Source organism: Ideonella alba (assembly GCF_018069845.1).
GTDB lineage: Bacteria > Pseudomonadota > Gammaproteobacteria > Burkholderiales > Burkholderiaceae_C > Ideonella > Ideonella alba.
The window spans coordinates 13,114-30,781 of sequence record NZ_JAGQDD010000013.1 but is presented as its reverse complement, the minus strand read 5'-3'; the positions used below and the strand labels follow the sequence as shown (position 1 = coordinate 30,781).

The 17,668-nt window shown below is 72.6% G+C and carries 16 protein-coding genes; 8 read left to right on the top strand and 8 right to left on the bottom strand.

Translation table 11 applies throughout. From position 1 onward, the window contains the following. Positions 1-42 precede the first annotated feature (42 nt). Entirely contained in the window at positions 43-759 is a 717-nt protein-coding gene (locus KAK03_RS16200) for an SOS response-associated peptidase (protein ID WP_210855238.1), read from the top strand. Positions 760-868: 109 nt separating this feature from the next. Next, positions 869-1,099 carry a hypothetical protein gene (locus tag KAK03_RS16195; RefSeq protein ID WP_210855236.1) on the top strand — a complete coding sequence of 77 codons (231 nt, stop codon included), beginning with the start codon at positions 869-871 and terminating at the stop codon, positions 1,097-1,099. On the opposite strand, the gene KAK03_RS16190 is transcribed toward KAK03_RS16195, so the two are convergent. Further along, a complete protein-coding gene (locus KAK03_RS16190) occupies positions 1,083-1,907 on the bottom strand; it encodes a MipA/OmpV family protein (protein ID WP_210855234.1) in 825 nt (274 codons plus the stop codon). The two genes, KAK03_RS16195 and KAK03_RS16190, sit on opposite strands and share 17 nt — an antisense overlap. Before the next feature lie 149 nt (positions 1,908-2,056). On the opposite strand from KAK03_RS16190, the gene KAK03_RS16185 reads away from it, so the two are divergent. Continuing rightward, positions 2,057-3,154, top strand: a complete 1,098-nt coding sequence (locus tag KAK03_RS16185) for a TRAP transporter substrate-binding protein (RefSeq protein ID WP_210855232.1) — start codon at positions 2,057-2,059, stop codon at positions 3,152-3,154. Next, positions 3,151-5,655 (top strand): ATP-binding protein, encoded by a 2,505-nt coding sequence (locus tag KAK03_RS25440; RefSeq protein ID WP_210855230.1) that lies wholly within the window; start codon positions 3,151-3,153, stop codon positions 5,653-5,655. The genes KAK03_RS16185 and KAK03_RS25440 overlap by 4 nt, the downstream gene beginning before the upstream one ends. A gap of 7 nt (positions 5,656-5,662) precedes the next feature. Here the strand turns inward: KAK03_RS25440 and KAK03_RS16175 are convergent, their stop codons facing one another. The 3 genes from KAK03_RS16175 to KAK03_RS16165 form a co-directional block, all read right to left on the bottom strand. Continuing rightward, positions 5,663-6,895, bottom strand: coding sequence for a class I SAM-dependent methyltransferase (locus KAK03_RS16175; protein WP_210855227.1), 1,233 nt, complete (start codon positions 6,893-6,895; stop codon positions 5,663-5,665). Between the two features lie 28 nt (positions 6,896-6,923). Continuing rightward, positions 6,924-8,291: an aminotransferase class I/II-fold pyridoxal phosphate-dependent enzyme gene (locus tag KAK03_RS16170; RefSeq protein WP_210855225.1), complete on the bottom strand. Its 1,368-nt coding sequence runs from the start codon at positions 8,289-8,291 to the stop codon at positions 6,924-6,926. Between the two features lie 201 nt (positions 8,292-8,492). Beyond that, entirely contained in the window at positions 8,493-8,960 is a 468-nt protein-coding gene (locus KAK03_RS16165) for a hypothetical protein (protein WP_210855223.1), read from the bottom strand. Positions 8,961-9,151: 191 nt separating this feature from the next. Here KAK03_RS16165 and KAK03_RS16160 point away from each other — a divergent pair, with 191 nt between their 5' ends. Both KAK03_RS16160 and KAK03_RS16155 read left to right on the top strand, forming a co-directional pair. After that, positions 9,152-9,631, top strand: a complete 480-nt coding sequence (locus KAK03_RS16160; RefSeq protein WP_210855221.1) for a GNAT family N-acetyltransferase — start codon at positions 9,152-9,154, stop codon at positions 9,629-9,631. Between the two features lie 114 nt (positions 9,632-9,745). Continuing rightward, positions 9,746-10,198: a DUF2059 domain-containing protein gene (locus KAK03_RS16155; protein ID WP_210855219.1), complete on the top strand. Its 453-nt coding sequence runs from the start codon at positions 9,746-9,748 to the stop codon at positions 10,196-10,198. Between the two features lie 28 nt (positions 10,199-10,226). Here KAK03_RS16155 and KAK03_RS16150 read toward each other — a convergent pair whose 3' ends face one another. The 4 genes from KAK03_RS16150 to KAK03_RS16135 form a co-directional block, all read right to left on the bottom strand. Then, positions 10,227-13,313 carry an efflux RND transporter permease subunit gene (locus KAK03_RS16150; protein WP_210855217.1) on the bottom strand — a complete coding sequence of 1,029 codons (3,087 nt, stop codon included), beginning with the start codon at positions 13,311-13,313 and terminating at the stop codon, positions 10,227-10,229. Beyond that, on the bottom strand, positions 13,310-14,533 hold the full coding sequence (locus KAK03_RS16145) for an efflux RND transporter periplasmic adaptor subunit (RefSeq protein ID WP_210855215.1): 1,224 nt from the start codon (positions 14,531-14,533) through the stop codon (positions 13,310-13,312). Before KAK03_RS16145 ends, KAK03_RS16150 begins: the two co-directional genes overlap by 4 nt. Positions 14,534-14,540: 7 nt before the next feature. Next, a complete protein-coding gene (locus tag KAK03_RS16140) occupies positions 14,541-15,008 on the bottom strand; it encodes a MarR family winged helix-turn-helix transcriptional regulator (protein ID WP_210855214.1) in 468 nt (155 codons plus the stop codon). A 63-nt stretch (positions 15,009-15,071) separates the two neighbouring features. Further along, positions 15,072-15,548, bottom strand: coding sequence for a DUF3237 domain-containing protein (locus KAK03_RS16135; RefSeq protein ID WP_210855213.1), 477 nt, complete (start codon positions 15,546-15,548; stop codon positions 15,072-15,074). A 132-nt stretch (positions 15,549-15,680) separates the two neighbouring features. On the opposite strand from KAK03_RS16135, the gene KAK03_RS16130 reads away from it, so the two are divergent. Together KAK03_RS16130 and KAK03_RS16125 are read left to right on the top strand one after the other, a co-directional pair. After that, a complete protein-coding gene (locus KAK03_RS16130; protein WP_210855212.1) occupies positions 15,681-16,469 on the top strand; it encodes a LuxR C-terminal-related transcriptional regulator in 789 nt (262 codons plus the stop codon). Positions 16,470-16,534: 65 nt separating this feature from the next. Then, on the top strand, positions 16,535-17,506 hold the full coding sequence (locus tag KAK03_RS16125) for a Bug family tripartite tricarboxylate transporter substrate binding protein (RefSeq protein ID WP_210855211.1): 972 nt from the start codon (positions 16,535-16,537) through the stop codon (positions 17,504-17,506). Positions 17,507-17,668: the final 162 nt, after the last annotated feature.

The following is a 17,668-nucleotide window of genomic DNA, read 5'->3' as shown; positions in this document are numbered from 1 at the left end:
CCCTATCATCCAGGCCGACCCATTGCCCGGGAGGAGCCTGCGATGTGCGGCCGCTACGTGGTGGCCTATGACCCTGCGACGCTGGTACAGGGTTTCAGCCTGACCCGCATCCAGCCCTTCGAGCGGCGCTGGAACATCGCCCCGCAGAGCGAGGTGCCGGTGGTCCATGACACGCGCGAGGGCGAGCGCATCGGCACGCTGATGCGCTGGGGCCTGGTGCCGCATTGGGCCCAGGACGCCGGCATCGGCGCCAAGCTCAACAACGCCCGGCTGGAAAGCGCGGCCGAGAAGCCGTCGTTCCGCCAGGCGCTGCGCCGACGCCGCTGCCTGATCCCGGCCAGCGGCTTCTACGAATGGCAGCCGCGCCGCGGCGCCGACGGCAAGCCCTTCAAGCAGCCCTGGTACTTCAGCGCCGCCGACGGCGCGCCGCTGGCCTTCGCCGGCCTGTTCGAGGCCTGGCGCCCTGACGAAAGCGCCGACTGGCTGCTGAGCTGCTGCATCCTGACCCGCGAGGCCAATGCCACGATGGCGCCGGTGCACGACCGCATGCCGGTGATCGTCGAGCCGGCGCACTGGGCGGCCTGGCTGGACCGCGGCGAGCAGCGGCCCGAGGCACTCGCCGCGCTGCTGCCGCCGACACCGCCGCAGGCGCTGCGCAGCTGGCCGGTCGACCGGGCGGTGGGCCGCGCCAGCGTGGACGGCGAAGCCCTCACCGCCCCGCTGGCCGAGCCCCTGCCGCCGCTGCCCCCCGAGGCGTAGGGGGGCCAAGGCGGCTTTTCCCCCGCATTTCGCCACGCTGCGGGCCTCACGCGGCCCTTAGGCTCTGGACCGAAGCCTCCGACATTGCAGGAGTCGTCCGGAGAACGCCATGCCCCTTCAACTCGCCCGCCGATTTGCCGCCGCGCTGCGCCCCGCCCCCGCTGTCTCCACCTGCTGGGCCGACACCCAGCCGATGGGCCTGAGCGTGGAATCACCGCCGCGGCCGCGCCCCTTCCGCCAGGTGCTGGCCGGCCTGCAGGTGCAGGAAAGCCGCGACGAGGACCTGTTCGCGACCTACTTCGGCGCCCACGAATCGCTGGGTCTCAGTCAGGAGAACTGATGTAGACCAGCCCCAGCACCAGCCCCACCGAGCTGCGCTGGAGCGTCAGCGGGCTGGTCGCCGCGGGCCCCAGCATGTAGGTCAGGCCGACCGTGCCGCCCAGGCGCCAGTTCGGGTGGACGCGCCAGGTCAGTCCCGTGCCCACATGGACATCGGTGAGGCCGGCGCCCGGGTTGTAGGCCGGCAGCCCGGCCGCCGGCGCCGAGGCGGCCGGCACGCCGTGGTGGCTGCGCATGTAGGTGGCGTCCGCCGCACCCAGGCCGATGCCCTGGGTCCAGCGCAGCGTGGGTGACAAGGCCACCCGGCGCGACAGATCCACCGACAGCGTCACGCCGCCGTCGCGGCCTAGCAGGTCGCTTGACAGCGCGGCGCTGATGGCGCGCTGGTCATCGGCCTCGCCCTCCAGCGCGTAGCGGCCGTAGAGCCGGGCGCGCAGCGTGCTGCGCACCTCGGGCAGCGCGGCCAGGCGCGGGTCGTCGCTGGCGAAGCGGCCCTTGTCGTAGCGCAGTGCCAGGCCCGAGCTCCACCGGGTCGACTCCACCAGCGACACGCTGGCGCCTGGCGCCCGGCTGCCGTCGCTGGGCCCCTCGATCAGGTTGGCCTGCGACGAGGTCAGCCGGAAACGCCCCCAGCGCAGCCCGATCACCGGCCGCGCCGACACGTCGTAGTTGTCCGAGCCTGCATAGCTGGGCTTCCAGGCCGTGGCCAGCCCGACCTGGTAGCTGAAATGGCCTTCGTCATCGGCGGCGTGGCTGGCCGGGGCCAGCAGGCTGGCCAGACCGGCCAGGGCCAGGGCGTGCAGTCGCATGGGATGAGGGCGGTAGTGGCGCATGGTCGGCGATGCTAGTGGGTCAGGATTGACGACGTCTGAAGAGGGATGTCACCCCGACGGTGCCATACTTCCAGCCACCACTGCGGCCGCGGCGTGCCGCGGCGCGCGATGAAGGAGTTCCAGCGATGCACCTCGGCACCTGGTGGCGATCAGGGCGGCAACCGGCCGTGCGATGGTCTGGCCGCCGGGCGCTCATGGCGGCGGCCTGGCTGGTCGCGGCGACGGCCACGGCCGCAGCGCCGGAGCCCACCGTGCTGCGCGTGGTGGGGGGCCTGGCAGGCGTCAACCAGTACCTGCGCCACGAGGAGCCGTTCTGGTCGCAGGAGCTGCCGGGCCTGAGCGCCGGGCGCCTGCGTGCCGACATCGTGCCCTTCGACCGCGCCGGCATCCGGGGTGCCGACATGGTGCGGCTGATGCAGTTGGGCGTGGTCAGCTTCGGCACACTGCTGGTCAGCCAGGCCAGCGGCCAGGACCCGCTGCTGGGCGCAGTGGACCTGGCGGGCCTGAACCCGGACATCGCCAGCCTGCGCCGCCACCTGGCGGCCTTCCGGCCCCTGCTGGCCGAGCGCCTGCGCGAGCGCCACGGCATCGAGCTGCTGGCGGTCTACACCTACCCGGCGCAGATGGTCTTCTGCAACAAGCCGCTGGCCAGCCTGGGCGACCTGGCGGGCCGCAAGGTGCGCACCTCCAGCCCCACCCAGGCCGACTGGGTGGAAGCGCTGGGCGGCACCGCGGTCACCACGCCCTTTGCCGAGATCGTGCAGCAGATGCGCAGCGGTGGCCTGGACTGCGCGGTCACCGGCAGCATGTCGGGCAACACCATCGGCCTGCATGAGGTCACCACCCACATCCACACGCTGCCGATCACCTGGGGGCTGTCCTACTTCGGCGCCAACCGCGCTGCCTGGCTGGCGCTGCCGGCCGACCTGCGCCAGTTGCTGAACCGCGAGCTGGCGCGGCTGGAGCACGACATCTGGCTGGAGTCCGACCATGAGACCGGCGAAGGCCAGGCCTGCAACATCGGCGCCCAGGCCTGCGTGGGCGGCCGCAAGGGCCGCATGGCCGAGGTGCGGGCGACGCCGGCCGATGTCCGTCGCCAGCGTGAGATCTTCGCCAGCACCGTGCTGACCCGCTGGCTGCAGCGCTGCGGCGCCGGCTGCGCCGAGGCCTGGAACCGAACGCTGGGGCCGGTCAGCGGCACGATGGCGCCGCGCGGACCGTGACCCCCACCGCCCTGTCCACCGACGGCGCGGCCGAGACCCGGCGCACGCGCCGCGCCGTGGGCCTGATGGCCGCGGTGCTGGTGGCCCTGGTCGCCGGGGTGACCGCCTGGCTGCTGCACAGCCTGCGCGAGGAGGCGCTGCGCGAAGCGCGCGGCGCCGTCGAGCGCCAGGTGGCCGGCGCCGAGGCCGCGCTCAACCGCAGCCTGCTGGGCCTGGATCTGCTGCTGGCCGGCCACGACAGCACGCTGCAACCGGCCTGGACGCCCACCGGCCTGGACGAGGCCCGCGCCCGCCAGCTGCTGTATGCCACCGTGCGCCAGAACCTGTCGCTGCGCGACGTGGCCCTGATTGACGAGCAGGGCCGGGTGCGGGTGTCGGCCCAGGCCCTGGACGGCCGCCCGCCGATGCAGCCGCCGGCCGACTGGCTCAGTGGCCTGCGCCAGCAGGCCGTGCCCCAGCTGCGCGTGTCCGCGCCGGTCCAGACCTTTGCCACCGCCGAGCGGGTGCTCTACCTGGCGCGGCCGCTGATCGACCCCGGCGGGCGGCGCTGGTTCATCGTCGCCGAGTGGCCAGCGGCGGTGGCCGCGTCCATCCTCGGCCCGAATGCCGAGGAAGGTGGCATCTGCCTCACGCTGGAGCGCGACGACGGACTGCTGATGGCCGTGGCGCCACCGCAGGACGCCCTGCTGGGCAGCCAGCTGGCCCGGCCGCTGGGCACGCTGAAGACCGGTGGCGAGGCGCAGGAGGTGGAGGGGCGCCTGCGTGGCGAGCCCGCGCTGGTGGCCGCACGGCCGCTGCTCTACCAGGGCCTGCTGGTCAGCGCCGGCCTGTCGCAGGCGGCGGCGCTGCAGGAGGGCGAGCTGACGCGCCGGCTGGTGGTGGCGGTGGCGGCCTTGTTCTCGCTGGCCCTGATCGGTGCCGCCGTGGCCGCCGACCACTACCTGCGGGGCCTGGCGCGCGCCCGCGCCGAGACCCAGCGCACCAAGGACTCGCTCGAGCGCGCGCTGTCGGCCATGGGTGACGGCTTCCTGCTGTGCGACGCGCAGGACCGGGTGGTCGTGTGGAACCAGCGCTACGAGGAGCTGTTCCCCTGGCTCAAGCCGGTGCTGGCGCCGGGCGTCGACTTCGAGCGCCTGGCCCTGACCGGTGCGCTGGCGCTGATGCCCGACGCCAGCCAGGCCGACCAGCAGGGCTGGGTGCAGATGCGCCTGGCCGTGCACCGCCAGCGTGAGGGCGGCTACGAGCAGGAGCTGCCCGACGGCCGCGTGATCCATGCGGTGGAGCGGCGCACGCCCGAGGGTGGTGTGGTCAGCGTGTTCCGCGACATCACCCGCAACGAGCGCGAGCTGGCGCGCGCCAAGCAGGCCGCCGAGGCCGCCAACGAGGCCAAGTCGCGCTTCCTGGCGGCGATGAGCCACGAGATCCGCACCCCGCTGAACGCCGTGCTGGGCATGAACAGCCTGCTGCTGAACACGCCGCTGAGCGACGAGCAGCGGCGCTGCGCCGAGCTGATCCACGGCTCCGGCCAGACCCTGCTGGCCTTGATCAACGACATCCTGGACCTGTCCAAGGTCGAGGCCGGCCACCTGACGCTGGAGCTGGCCGATGTCGATCTGGCGCGCACCGTCGACGAGGTGGCCTCGCTGCTGCGCCTGCGCGCCCAGGCCAAGGGCCTGGCGCTGGACCTGGTGGTCGCGCCCGGCCTGCCCGAGCGCCTGCGCGCCGATGCCAGCCGGCTGCGCCAGGTGCTGTTCAACCTGCTGGGCAACGCGCTGAAGTTCACCGACCACGGCCGCATCAGCGTCGAGCTGGGGCACCAGTGGCTGCCCGATGGCCGCTGCGAGGTCTCGATCGCGGTGCGCGACACCGGCATCGGCATCGTGCCCGAGCTGCTGCCGCGGCTGTTCACCCGCTTCACCCAGGGCGACAGCGGCGCGTCCCGGCGCTATGGCGGCAGCGGGCTGGGCCTGGCGATCAGCCGCGAGATCGTCCATCTGATGGGCGGGCGCATCGACGTGCAGAGCGCGCCAGGCGTGGGCAGCTGCTTCACCGTGCTGCTGCCGCTGCAGCCGTCCACCGAGGCGGCCGACGCGCTGCCGCAGGGGGCCGGCGGCGCCTCGGCCTTGCGCGCGCCGCTGCGCATCCTGGTGGCCGAGGACAACGCGGTCAACCAGATCCTGATCCAGGCCATGCTCGACCAGCTGGGCCACCCCTGCACCATCGTCGCCGACGGGCTGGAGGTGCTGCGCGAGGTGCAGGCCGAGCCCTACGACCTGGTGCTGATGGACGTGCAGATGCCGCGGATGGACGGCGAGTCGGCCACCCGCGCGATCCGCGCGCTGCCGCCGCCGCTGTCGCGCATCCCGATCATCGCGATGACCGCCAATGCCATGGTCGAGGACCGCGCCGCCCACCTGGCGGCCGGCATGGACGACCACGTCAGCAAGCCGCTGGACCTGGGCCTGCTAGCCGCGGCGATCGAGCGCGCGCGGCGCGGCTGAGGCGCGCTCAGGCCAGCAGTTCAGCAAGCCGCTGCTGCGTGACGCCGTAGAAGCCCTGCAGCGCGGCGATCTGCCGCTCGGCCTCGGCGCGGCGGCGCGCCTCGCCGGGGGCGCCTTCGGGGCGGCGCAGCGCCAGGATCATCTTGTTCTTGCTGGTGTGCTCCAGCGCCACGAACTCGAAGACCTGGGCGTCCCAGCCGCGCGCCTCCAGCCACAGCGCGCGCAGGGTGTCGGTCACCATCTCGGCCTGCTGGCCCAGGTGGATGCCATGCTGCAGCATGCCCCGCAGCACCTCGGGCAGCTGCATCTGCGGGCGCAGCTCCTTGTGGCAGCAGGGCGAGCAGACGATCATCGTCGCGCCGGCGCGGATGCCGGCGGCGATCGCCACGTCGGTGGCGGTGTCGCAGGCGTGCAGCGCGATCATCAGGTCGACCCGCTCGGGGGCGTGGTCGTTGACGTCGCCGCACTCGAAGCGCAGGCCCGCCAGGCCGCGCCGTGCGGCGGCGGCGTTGCACTCGTCCACCAGGGGCTGGCGCAGCTCCACGCCCAGCACCTCGGCCGGCCAGTGGCGCGCCTGGGTCAGGTGGTGGTGCAGCGCAAAGGTCAGGTAGCCGCGGCCGGCGCCAAAGTCCACCACCCGCACCGGCTGCCCCGGGGCCGGCGCCCAATGGGCGCGCTCCAGCGCGTGGGCGATGACCTCGACGAACTTGTTGATCTGCTTCCACTTGCGCGCCATCGCCGGCACCAGCTTGCCCTGCGCGTCGGTCACGCCCAGGTCCTGCAGGAAGGGCTCGCTCAGCGCCAGCCAGCGTTGCTTCTCGCGGTCGTGGCCGGCGGGCTCGGCGGCCACCGCGGTCTGGGCGTGGCGCGCCAGGGCCACCTTGCCGCGCTTGCTGATCGACAGCTGCCATTCGCCGTCGGTGGTGAACAGGTGGGCGTGGGCGAAGCGCGTGCCCAGCAGCTCGCGCAGCAGGGCCAGCGCCTCATCCTGCGGCGGGTTCTTGGTGATGTCGCGCGTGGCGTGCTGGTAGACCAGCTGCAGGCAGGCCTGGCCGCGCAGCACCAGCGGCCGCGCGCTCAGGCGCTGCAGGTCGTCGCCGCCGGCACGTGGCTTGGCCAGCACCAGCTTCACGCAGCGGCCCTGGACCAGGGACTCGGCCAGCAGCGCATGGAAGCGCTCCAGCCGGGCCAGGTCGGCCAGGGCCTGGCGGTGGTCGGTCAGCGGGGCATCGTCGCTCATCGCGCGATTGTCCCCGCATGCGCGGGGCTCAGGCCTCGGCGGTGTCCAGGCCCATCTGCGCGGTCTCCACGGCCTCGGGCGGAGCGGCCTCGGCGATCGCCCGGCCCAGGCGGCGCGCCGCCTCCAGCGCCTGGGCTGGCGTGTGCGCCGCCATGCACTGCAGCCGCATGCGCGCGCGGTTGAGCGCCACCGCCGGGTACTCGACCAGGTTGGCCAGCAGGCCCTGCCCGGGCAGCGCGCGGGCGATGCGCCGCGCCTGCGCGGTGGGACCCAGCAGCACCGGCACGATCGGCGAGGGCTGCCCCAGCACCTCCAGACCCTGCCAGTGCAGCGCCTGGCGCAGCGCCAGCACGGTCTGCATCAGTGCGTCGCGGCGCTGCAGGCCCTCGGCCGAGCGGACCAGGCGCAGCGATTCGCGCACCACCGCGATCTGCACCGGCGACAGCGTGTTCGAGAAGGTGGTGGTGGGGGCGTAGTAGCGCAGGTACTCGGCCAGCGCCGCCTCGCGGCAGGCGACGAAGCCGCCATTGGCGGCCAGCGTCTTCGAGAACGAGCCCAGCACGATGTCGAGCTCGCCGTGCACGCCCTGCAGGCCTGGCTGGCCCTGGCCCTGCGGACCCATGCTGCCCAGGTCGTGTGCCACGTCCACCGCCAGCAGCGCGTCGAACTCGTGCGCCAGCGCCTGCAGCGCGGCCAGGTCGGGCGCATCGGCGTCCATCGAGAAACAGCCTTCGGTGACCAGCAGGATGCCGTGCTGGCCGCCGCGCGCGCGGATGCGCTGCAGCAGCGTGCGCGCATGCGCCACGTCCAGGTGGCGGTGCAGGTGCACATGGCGGGTGGCGGCGCGCGCGCCCTCGTGCAGGCAGTTGTGGGCCAGCTGGTCCATCACCACGTGGTCTTCGGGCCCGACCAGCGCGCGCAGCAGGCCGTAGCCGGCAGCCCAGCCGGTGGGGAACAGGCGCACATGCGGCATCGCCAGGTGCTCGGCCAGCTCCTGCTCGAGCCGATCGCCGTCGCCCACGTTGCCGGCCAGCACCGTGGAGCCGGCGCTGTGCACGCCCCAGCGCTGCACCGCCTCGGTGGCGGCGGCGCACACCGCCGGGTGGGTCGACAGCGACAGGTAGTCCTGCGACGAGAAGTTCAGCCCGCTGGCCAGGCTGCCATCGGCCTGCGCCAGACGCGCCTGCGGGCCGGGCGGCCCCTGCAGCGTGCGCGCGTAGGGGTGCAGGCCGCGCTCGCGGCGCAACACCAGCCAGTCGTGGAAGGCGCGCGGGCGCTCGCGCAGGTCGGCGTGCGCGCCACCGACGAAGTCGCGTGTGCTGCCGGCCAGCGCGGGGTCCAGCAGGGCCAGCGTGTCGCCGGCGTCGGGTTCCTGCTCCTCGAAACGGTCGTCCATGTCATCTCCCTGTGTGTGTATGTGGACGGCCGGGAGTCTGACCGGGAACCCTCGGGCTGCCAGCCTGCCTGCAAAGGGGGATTGACTTTTTGCGCTGAAACTGGCTGGCTGTTGCCTTGGATGCGACACCCGCTGGGCGCTGTCGAGGACGAAAAAAAGCCCGGCGGGGCCGGGCTGTTCAGCAGGCAGGCGGGTGCCCGTTCACTTGGGGGCCACGGTGGGCTCGGTGCCCATCACAGGCATGCCGTCCTTCTCGTTGCTGCGATCGAAGACCAGGGTCTTGCCGAACACCAGCTGCACCCAGGTCGGGTAGGTGTAGGCCGTGCCCTTGGAGTGGTCGATGATCGCGCCGATGCCGCCGCCGATCAGGATGTTGCCCGCCAGGCCTGCATTGGCGCGCGAGATCGCACGGCCCACGGCCTCGGGGTTGGCAGGGTCCTTGCACGAGATGTCAAGATCCTTGCTCGAGCGGCGCACCATCGCGCTCTCGCCGGAGCGCGCGCTGATCGTGCCGTAGTCGTTGCTGATCTTGCACTCGGCGCCGGTGACCATCTGGCCGTCGGCGGTCTTGGTCTCCAGCTTCATCGGCTGGGTGGTGTCGTTGACGATGGACGCGCATCCGACCATGGATACGCTCGCGGCCAGGATGGCCAGGGTCCGGATGGACATGGGCAGTCTCCCTCTCGCTGATGGAGTGTTGTGGTGAGCGCTAGGGAACCCCCGCGCCGCCCCAGTCTACCGCGAGGGCGTTACCAGCCGTGACAGGCCAACCTGCGGCCGTCGGATGCCCTGGCAGGTGCTTGGCGCAGAGGGCGCATCGGCATAGCATGCAGCCGCTGCCCGGCCCCAGCCACCTCCCCATGACGGCCCTGCGCCCCTTCTCAGCTGCTGAATTCGAGGCCTGGCTGCCGCAGGCCATCGAGGCCTACGCACGCGACAAGACCGCCGCGGGCCAGTGGACGCCCGACGAGGCCCTGGCGCGCTCGCGCGAGGACCACGCCCGCCTGCTGCCCCAGGGCCTGGCCACGGTCGACCACCACCTCTGCGCCATCGTCAACGGCACCGGCACCGCCGTGGGCGTGCTGTGGTTTGCCAGGCAGCGCCTGCATGGCCTGGACATCGCCTATGTCTACAACCTGGAGGTCGACCCGCCGCACCGTCGCCAGGGCCATGCCGCGGGTGCCTTGCGATGCCTGGAGCAGGCCTGCGCGTCCTTCGGCTTCCATGGCATCGCACTGCATGTGTTCGGCCACAACCTGGGCGCCAGGCAGCTTTACGCCCAGCTGGGCTTCGAGCCCACCAATATCAGCCTGTTCAAGCGGGTCGGCGCCGGTGACTGAGCGTTGGCAGCGATCCGCACCCAGCGGCGCCCGCCTGTTGGCGTGGCCGGATCGCTGGATGCCCTGGTGTTTTCACGCCAGCCCCATCTCCCACTGCTTCACCCAGGACCACCCATGACCCACTTCCCGATGCGCTGCCTGTGCGTGGCGCTGGCCGCACTGCTGTGGCTGCCCGCCCAGGCCCAGGACAGCCTGGCTGACCGCCAGGCCGCGGCCGACCGCTACCTGCAGGTGGTGCCGATGTCCCGGATGCTGGACGACGCGTTCGCCGAGATCGGCAAGCAGGTGCCCGCCACGCACCGGGCGCAGTTTCTGGCCGACATGAAAGCGATCGTGCGCGTGGACGCGCTGGAGACCCTGACGCGCGAGGCCATGGTCCGGACCTTCACCGCGGATGAGCTGAATGCGCTGGCCGACTTCTACGGCTCGACCCATGGTGCCAGCGCGATGAAGAAGTTCGGCACCTACATCGCGCAGGTCATCCCGGCGGTCCAGGCCGAGGTGCAGCGGGGCCTGGAGCAGCTGCAGCGGCAGCGCTCGTCGGCCACGACATCGCGCTCGTCGTGACGCGCGGGCGCGCCGCGGCGGGCGCGTCTCAACGCGGCTGGGCCACCGGGTCCAGGATCGGCCCCTGGCCCGCCCAGCGGTCCAGCGCCAGGTAGATCACCGGTGTGATGTAGAGCGTCACCGCCTGGCTGATCAGCAGACCGCCGCACACCGCCAGGCCCAGCGGCTGGCGCAGCTCGGCACCGGCGCCCAGGCCCAGCGCGATCGGCAGCGCGCCCATGAAGGCCGCCAGCGTGGTCATCATGATCGGGCGCAGACGCAGCAGGCAGGCCTGGCGGATCGCCTGCTCGGGCGGCAGGCCCTGGTGGCGCTGCGCGTCCAGGGCGAAGTCGATCATCATGATCGCGTTCTTCTTGACGATGCCGATCAGCATCAGGATGCCGATCGTGGCGATCAGCGTCAGGTCGTGGCCGAAGGCCCACAGCGCCAGCAGCGCGCCCACCGCGGCCGAGGGCAGCCCAGCCAGGATGGTCAGCGGGTGGATGTAGCTCTCGTACAGCACGCCCAGCAGCACGTAGATCACCGCCAGCGCGGCGATGATCAGCACCAGCTGGCCGCCCTGTGAATCCTGGAACACCGCGGCGTCGCCCCCGTAGCTGGCGATGATGGTGGGCGGCAGGCGCAGCTCGGCGCTGTAGGCGCTGATGCGCTTGGTGGCCTCGCCCAGCGGCGCGTCGGGCGCCAGGTTGAAGCTGATCGTCACCGCCTGCAGCTGGCCCTGGTGGTTCACCGCGGTGGGGCCCAGCGTGCGCTGCACCGTGGCAAAGCCCGACAGCGGCACCAGCGCGCCGGTCCGGCTGCGCAGGTAGATCTTGTTGAAGGCGTCCTCGAACTGGCGGTCGGCGTCGGCCGCCTCCATGATGACCTGGAAGCTGTTGCTGGCGCCGTAGATGGTGGACACCTGGCGCTCGCCGAAGGCGCTGTAGAGCGCGCTGCGCAGCTCGGCGATCTGCACGCCCAGCAGCGCCGCCTTGTCGCGATCGATCGCCAGCGTGGCCTGCAGGCCGCGGTTCTGGCTGTCGCTGGTGACGTCGCGGAAGATCGGGTCGGCGCGCAGCTTCTCCTGCAGCTTGCCCGACCATTCGCCCAGCGCGTCGGCGCTGACGCTCTGCAGCGTGTACTGGTAGCGGCTCTTGCTCTGGCGGCCGCCCAGCTGCAGGTTCTGCACCGGTCGCATGTAGACCGCCAGGCCCGGCACCGCGCGGGTCTTCTGGCGCAGACGCTCCACCACCTGGGCCATCGGCGGGCGCTCGGCGCGCGGCTTGAGCACGATGAACATCCGGCCGGTGTTCTGCTGGTTGCCGCCGCTGCCGCCGGTGAAGGCCGACACCGCGGCGATCGCCGGATCGGCGCGGAAGATGTCAGCCGCGCGGGTGTGCAGCTTCACCATCGCCTCGAAGGAGATGTCCTCGGCCGCCTCGGTGGTGACCTGGATCTGGCCGATGTCCTCTTCGGGGAAGAAGCCCTTGGGGCTGCTGACCGCCAGCCAGATCGACAGGCCCAGGCTGCCCAGCGCCAGCAGCCCGATCAGCGCGCGGTGCGCCAGCGCCCAGTCCAGGCTGCGGCCGTAGGCGGCCTGGAAGGCGCTGAAGCCGGCCTCGAAGACGCGGCCCAGGCGGCCTTCCTCCTCGGGCTCGTGGTGGCGCAGGAAGCGGCTGCACAGCATTGGCACCAGCGTCAGCGACACGCCGGCCGACACCAGGATGGCCAGCCCCACCACCACCGCGAACTCATGGAACAGCAGGCCGATCACGCCCGGCATGAAGAAGATCGGGATCAGCACGGCGACCAGCGACACCGAGATCGAGACGATCGTGAAGCTCATCTCGCGCGCGCCGCGGATCGCGGCCTCGAACGGCGCCATGCCGTCCTCCACGTGGCGCACGATGTTCTCGAGCATCACGATCGCATCGTCCACCACCAGGCCCACCGCCAGCGTGATGCCCAGCAGCGAGATGTTGTCCAGGCTGTAGCCGCCAGCGTAGAGCAGCGAGATCGCGCCGATCAGCGACACCGGCAGCGACAGCGTGGGGATCAGCGTGGCCGCGGCGCGGCGCAGGAACAGGAAGATCACCAGCACCACCAGCACCACGGTCAGCGCCAGCGTCAGGTTGACGTCGTGCAGCGCCTCGCGGATCGACAGCGAGCGGTCGTTGACCGGCGTCATCTGCACCGAGGCCGGCAGTTGCGCCGCGAAGCGCGGCAGCATGGCCCGCACCTTGTCGACCACCTGCACCGTGTTGGCATTGGGCTGGCGCTGCACCGCCAGCGTGATGGACGGTTCGCCGTTGAGCGCGGCGTAGGTCTTGACCGACTCCACGCTGTCCTGCACCTCGGCCACGTCGCGCAGCCGCACCGGTGCGCCATTGCGGGCGGCGACGATCACCTGGCCCCACTCGCGGGCACTGGAGAGCTGGCGGTTGGCCTGCACCGTCAGCGTCTGCCGCGGGCCTTCCAGCACGCCCACCGGCGTGTTGGCGTTGGCGCTGGCCAGCACCGTGCGCAACTCATCCAGCGTGACGTTGCGCTCGGCCAGCGCCTCGGGCCGCACCTTGATGCGCACCGCATAGCGGCGCTGGCCGAAGATGAAGACCTGGGCCACGCCGTCGATCGTCGACAGGCTGGGTGCGATCAGGTTCTCGGCGTAGTCGTTGAGCTCGGCGGTGTCCAGCGAGGGCGAGGTCAGCGCCACCAGCAGCACCGGCGCATCGGCCGGGTTGACCTTGCGGTAGCTGGGCGGCGTGGTCATCTCGGCCGGCAGCTGGCGCTGGGCGCGGAACAGCGCGGCCTGCACATCCACCGCGGCGGCGTCGATGTCGCGCGCGGCATCGAACTCCAGCGTCAGCGAGCTGCTGCCCAGCGTGTTGGTCGAGCTGATCACCGACAGGCCGGCGATGGTGCTGAACTGCTTTTCCAGCGGCAGCGCCACCGAGCTGGCCATGGTCTCGGGCGCCGCGCCGGGCAGCGTGGCGTTGACCTGGATGATGGGCGTGTTGTAGCTGGGCAGGGCCGCCACCGGGATCTTCGTCAGCGCCAGTGCCCCGGCCACCACCACGGCCAGGTTCAGCAGCACCGTCATCACCGGACGGCGGATGAAATGCTCGGCAATGTTCATGCAGAAGCCCCGGACGCCGCAGCCGATGCCGCCCCCGACGCGGCCTTCGCCGGCCCCGCCGGCGCCTCGCGCACCAGGCCGCCCGGCCGCAGGTTCTGCTTGCCTTCGACCACCACCCGCTCACCCGGCTGGACGCCCTCGACCACCGCCCACTCGCCGCTGCTGTAGCGCAGCTGCACCGGCCGCAGCTCGGCCGCCATGTCGGCGCCCACCACATAGACCAGGCGCTCCTGGCCGCGCTGCACCAGCGCCACCACTGGCAGCACCGCAGCGTCCTTGATCGTGCGCAGCGTCAGCTTCACGGTCACATACTGGCCGGGCCACAGCAGCTGCTTGGGGTTGGCCAGCGCGCCCTTGACGCGGATGCTGCCGGTGGCGGTGTCCACCGCGTTGTCGATCACGCTGACCGTGCCCTCCAGCGCCTCGCGCGGCGCGGTGTTCGGGCCGCGGCCGCCACCCGCCGCGGGCAGCAGCACCTGCAGCTTTGCGCCCTGGGCGCCGCGGCCCTCGTCGCCGCCGCGCAGCAGTGCGCCCAGCTGGGCTTCGGGCAGGGTGAAGCTCACACCGATCGGGTCGATCTGGGCGATCGTGGCCAGCGCGGTGGCGCCGGTGGGCGAGACCAGGCTGCCCGGGTAGACGTTGACCAGACCGATGCGGCCGGTGAGCGGCGCGCGCAGCGTGGCGTAGCTCACCGCCACCTCACCGGCCTTGACGGCGGCCTGGTCGGCCACCACCGCGGCACGCTGCGCCTCGAGGTTGGCCTGCACGGTGTCGGCCGCGCCCTGCGAGATGAAGTTCTGCGCCCGCAGCTCCTGCGCGCGCATCCACTGCCGCTCCAGGTCGGCCAGCGTCGCCTGGTCGCGCGCCAGCTGGGCGCGGGCCTTGTCCAGGTTGGCCTGTTCGGTGCGGTCGTCAAAGCGGAACAGCAGCTCGCCCTGGCGCACCATCTGGCCTTCCTTGACCACCACCTGGCGCACCGTGCTGCTGATCTGCGGCCGCAGCTCCACGGTGTTGAGCGGCACCACGGTGCCGGCGGCCTCCACGCTGACCGGCATGTCGCGCCGCTGCACCGTGGCCAGCGAGACCACCTGCGCCGGCTTCGGCGCCGACGCGGCCGGCTCGGCCGCGGCCGGCCCGGCGGCCTGGCCGCGCCACCAGGCGCCAGCCGCCACGGCAGCGGCCACGGCCGCCAGGATCAGGACAAGTGAAGACTTCTTCATGAGCCACTCAGGAACGGGAGATCAGGGCCCCCGCCAGCGCCTGCAGCGCCTGCGGGGTGGAGTGCAACTGGGCCGCCGGCAGCCGCGACAGCCGCTCCGCAAAGCCGGCCGCGGTGCGCGACCAGGCGGCGTCCACGATGCGCCGGCCCTCGGCGCTGAGCCGGATCAGTCGCCGGCGGCGGTCGTGGGGGTCGGCGTGCACGCGCAGCAGGCCGCGCTCGGCCAGCGCCGTCACCGCCACCGACGCGGTGGGCAGCGTCACGCCCAGATGGGTGGCCAGCGCGCCGACGCTGCCACCCGGCTCGCGTTGGGCGAACAGCAGCGCGCGGAATTGCGGCACCGTCAGCCCTTCGGGCGCGGCCTGGCGCATCGCGCTGCGGATCTCGCGCATCAGCAGCGGCACCTGGGCCAGCACGGCCTGCGCGCAGACCTCGGCGAGGTCGGCGTGGGGGACGGGCTTCAGCGCGGCAGACACTTCGGAAATCTAACAAATTTCCGGCGCCCGCCGAACCGGGAAGCCCCCCGCTTCAGCCAGGGTTCAGGTGATGCGGTGGAAGTCCAGCCGCACCGCGCGCGCCTGCCGTTCCCCCACCGCCAGCGCCAGGCAGCGGTTCAGGTGCGCCCAGGCCGGCGCGCCGGTGGTGAAGCGCACCACGGTGCGGAAGAAGTACTCGCTGGCGGCCACCGGCTCGCCGCGCGCCAGCCGCGCCATCACCTCGGCGGGACCGTGGCGCAGGCCGTCGCTCTGCACCTCGACCAGCGCGCCGTCGGGCGTGCGGATCACGTAGTGCGCGGCGATCTCCAGCACGCCATCGGCGCGCAGCACCTGCCAGTCCACGCCGCCGGGCAGGATCTCGCCGCTCAGCTCGGGGCCCTCCACCGTGCCGCCCAGCAGCGGCACGTAGCGGCGCTCGCCATGCTTGGCGGGGCCGCCCAGGCTGACCAGCGCGCCCACCTCGCAGACCACGCGGCACATCGGTTGCAGGGCGGGCGGCGGGCTGAAGGGGTCGGTCATGGCGGGGCGTTCGGGTCAGTCGGGATGGACAGGCGGCGTGGCCGGTTGATCATCTTGCGCCAGGCTCGGGCGCTTGCCCAGCCACCCGCCGTCATCCCAGAGGATGACCGCCCCAGCACCCACCTGACCCCGATGAACGCCTGGGCCCTGCCCCTTGCCGATGCCCAACCCGCCTGGTCGCGCGCCCTGCCCGCGGTGGTGCAGGCCGTGGGCGCGCCGGACTTCGACACCCGGGTGCTGCAGGCGCTGGACGAGGCGGCGCTGGGCGTGGGCTCCTGGTCGGTCTACCAGGTCTGGCGCGACCGCCTGCCGCAGCTGCACCTCTCGGGCAGCCTGGGCGTGGCCGACACCACGCGCGACTGCTTCGCTGCCTACCGCGACGCCGGCCTGTACCGCCGCGACAGCAGCTTCGACGCGGTGCGCCCCGGCCACGCCGCGGTGCTGCGCATGCATGCCGACGAGGCGCCCAGCCACGACCACCGTCAGGCCATCTACCTGCGCCATGGCGTGCTGGAGCGGCTGTCGGTGGTGCAGCGGGGCGATGACGGCGCGGTGTTCGCCGTCAATGTCTACCGCCACGCCCACCAGGGCCGCTTCGGCGACGGCGAGCTCGCCGGCTTCGCCCAGCTGGCGCCCGTGCTGCTGGCCGGCGTGCAGCGCCACCTGGCGCTGCGCCAACCGGCCCCCGACCTGCGCGCCGCGCTGAAGGCCCGCTGCGCGGCGCTGACCGAGCGTGAACTGGACGTGTGCGAGCGGCTGCTGCGCGGCTGGAGCTTCGACGGCATCGCCGCCGACCTGGGCCTGAGCGTGGCCACCGCCAAGACCTACCGGGCCCGCGCCTTCGCCCGCCTGGGCCTGCACTTCAAGAGCGAGCTCTTCGCCGCCTTCCTGCCCGGGGGAGACTGTCCTCCTCAGGGATGACAGGCGGCGGCAGCGCCGGGCGGCACACTGCCGGCCTGCTGCCTTGATACCCCCAGGAGACCGCCATGAGCACCCGCCGCCACGCCCTGACCGTCCTCGCCAGCCCCTGGCTGCTGGCCGGCGCCGCCCCCGCGCTGGCCCAGGGCGGCGCGCCGCTGAAGCTGGTGGTGGGCTTTCCGCCCGGCTCCGGCCCCGACGTGGTGGCGCGCCAGCTGGGCCAGAAGCTGGGCGAGCTGATGAAGCAGCAGGTGGTGATCGACAACCGCGCCGGCGCTGGCGGCCAGATCGCCGCCCAGGCGGTGGCCCGCTCGCCGGCGGATGGCAGCACGCTGCTGCTGGGCGAGGTGGGCTCGATCAGCATCTCGCCCGCCGCCTACCGCAAGCTGCCCTACGACCCCGCCAAGGACTTCGTGGTCGTGGCCGAGGTGGTGCGCTCCGACTTCGTGCTGGTGGTGCCCGCCACCTCACCGGCCAAGACCGTGGCCGAATTCGTCGCCGCCGCCAAGGCGCAGAAGGACCGCGTCAACTTCGGCACCTTCGGCGCCGGCACGCCGGGCCATTTCGGCGCCGAGGTCTTCGGCAGCCTGGCCGGCTTCGCGGTCGAGCCCATCCACTACCGCGCCACCGGCGACGCCGTCACCGCCATCATCGCCGGCGACGTGATGGGCGCCTTCGTCTCCACCGCGCTGGCGCTGGCCCAGGTCAAGGGCGGCAAGATGCGCGCGCTGGCCACCACCGCGCCCCAGCGCTCCGCCCTGCTGCCCGAGGTGCCCACCTTCACCGAAGCCGGCTACCCCAAGGCCGACTTCTCCGCCTGGTTCGCGCTGCTGCTGCCCACCGGCACCCCGGCCGCCACCGTGGACGCGCTGAGCCAGCAGGCCGTGGCCGCCCTGCAAAGCCCCGACCTGCGCCAGAAGCTGCAGGAGGCCGGCTTCAGCATCGTTGGCAGCGGCCGCGCCGACACCGAGCGCATGCTCAAGGCCGAGGCGGCGCGCTGGGCGGCGGTGGTCAAGACGTCGGGGTTCCAGGGGGACTGAAGCGGGCGGCGTTGTTGCCGTGGCGTTTGTCTGACGCCCCCGCGCTTGAGATCGTGATGCTCTCCGACCCCGGATTGACATCATCCAAGAAGTCTTGGAAATGCGGCGCGCGCGCGCTACCAGCCGAGCTGCCGCGCCGCTTCGAGTCCCTCGTCTAACGCG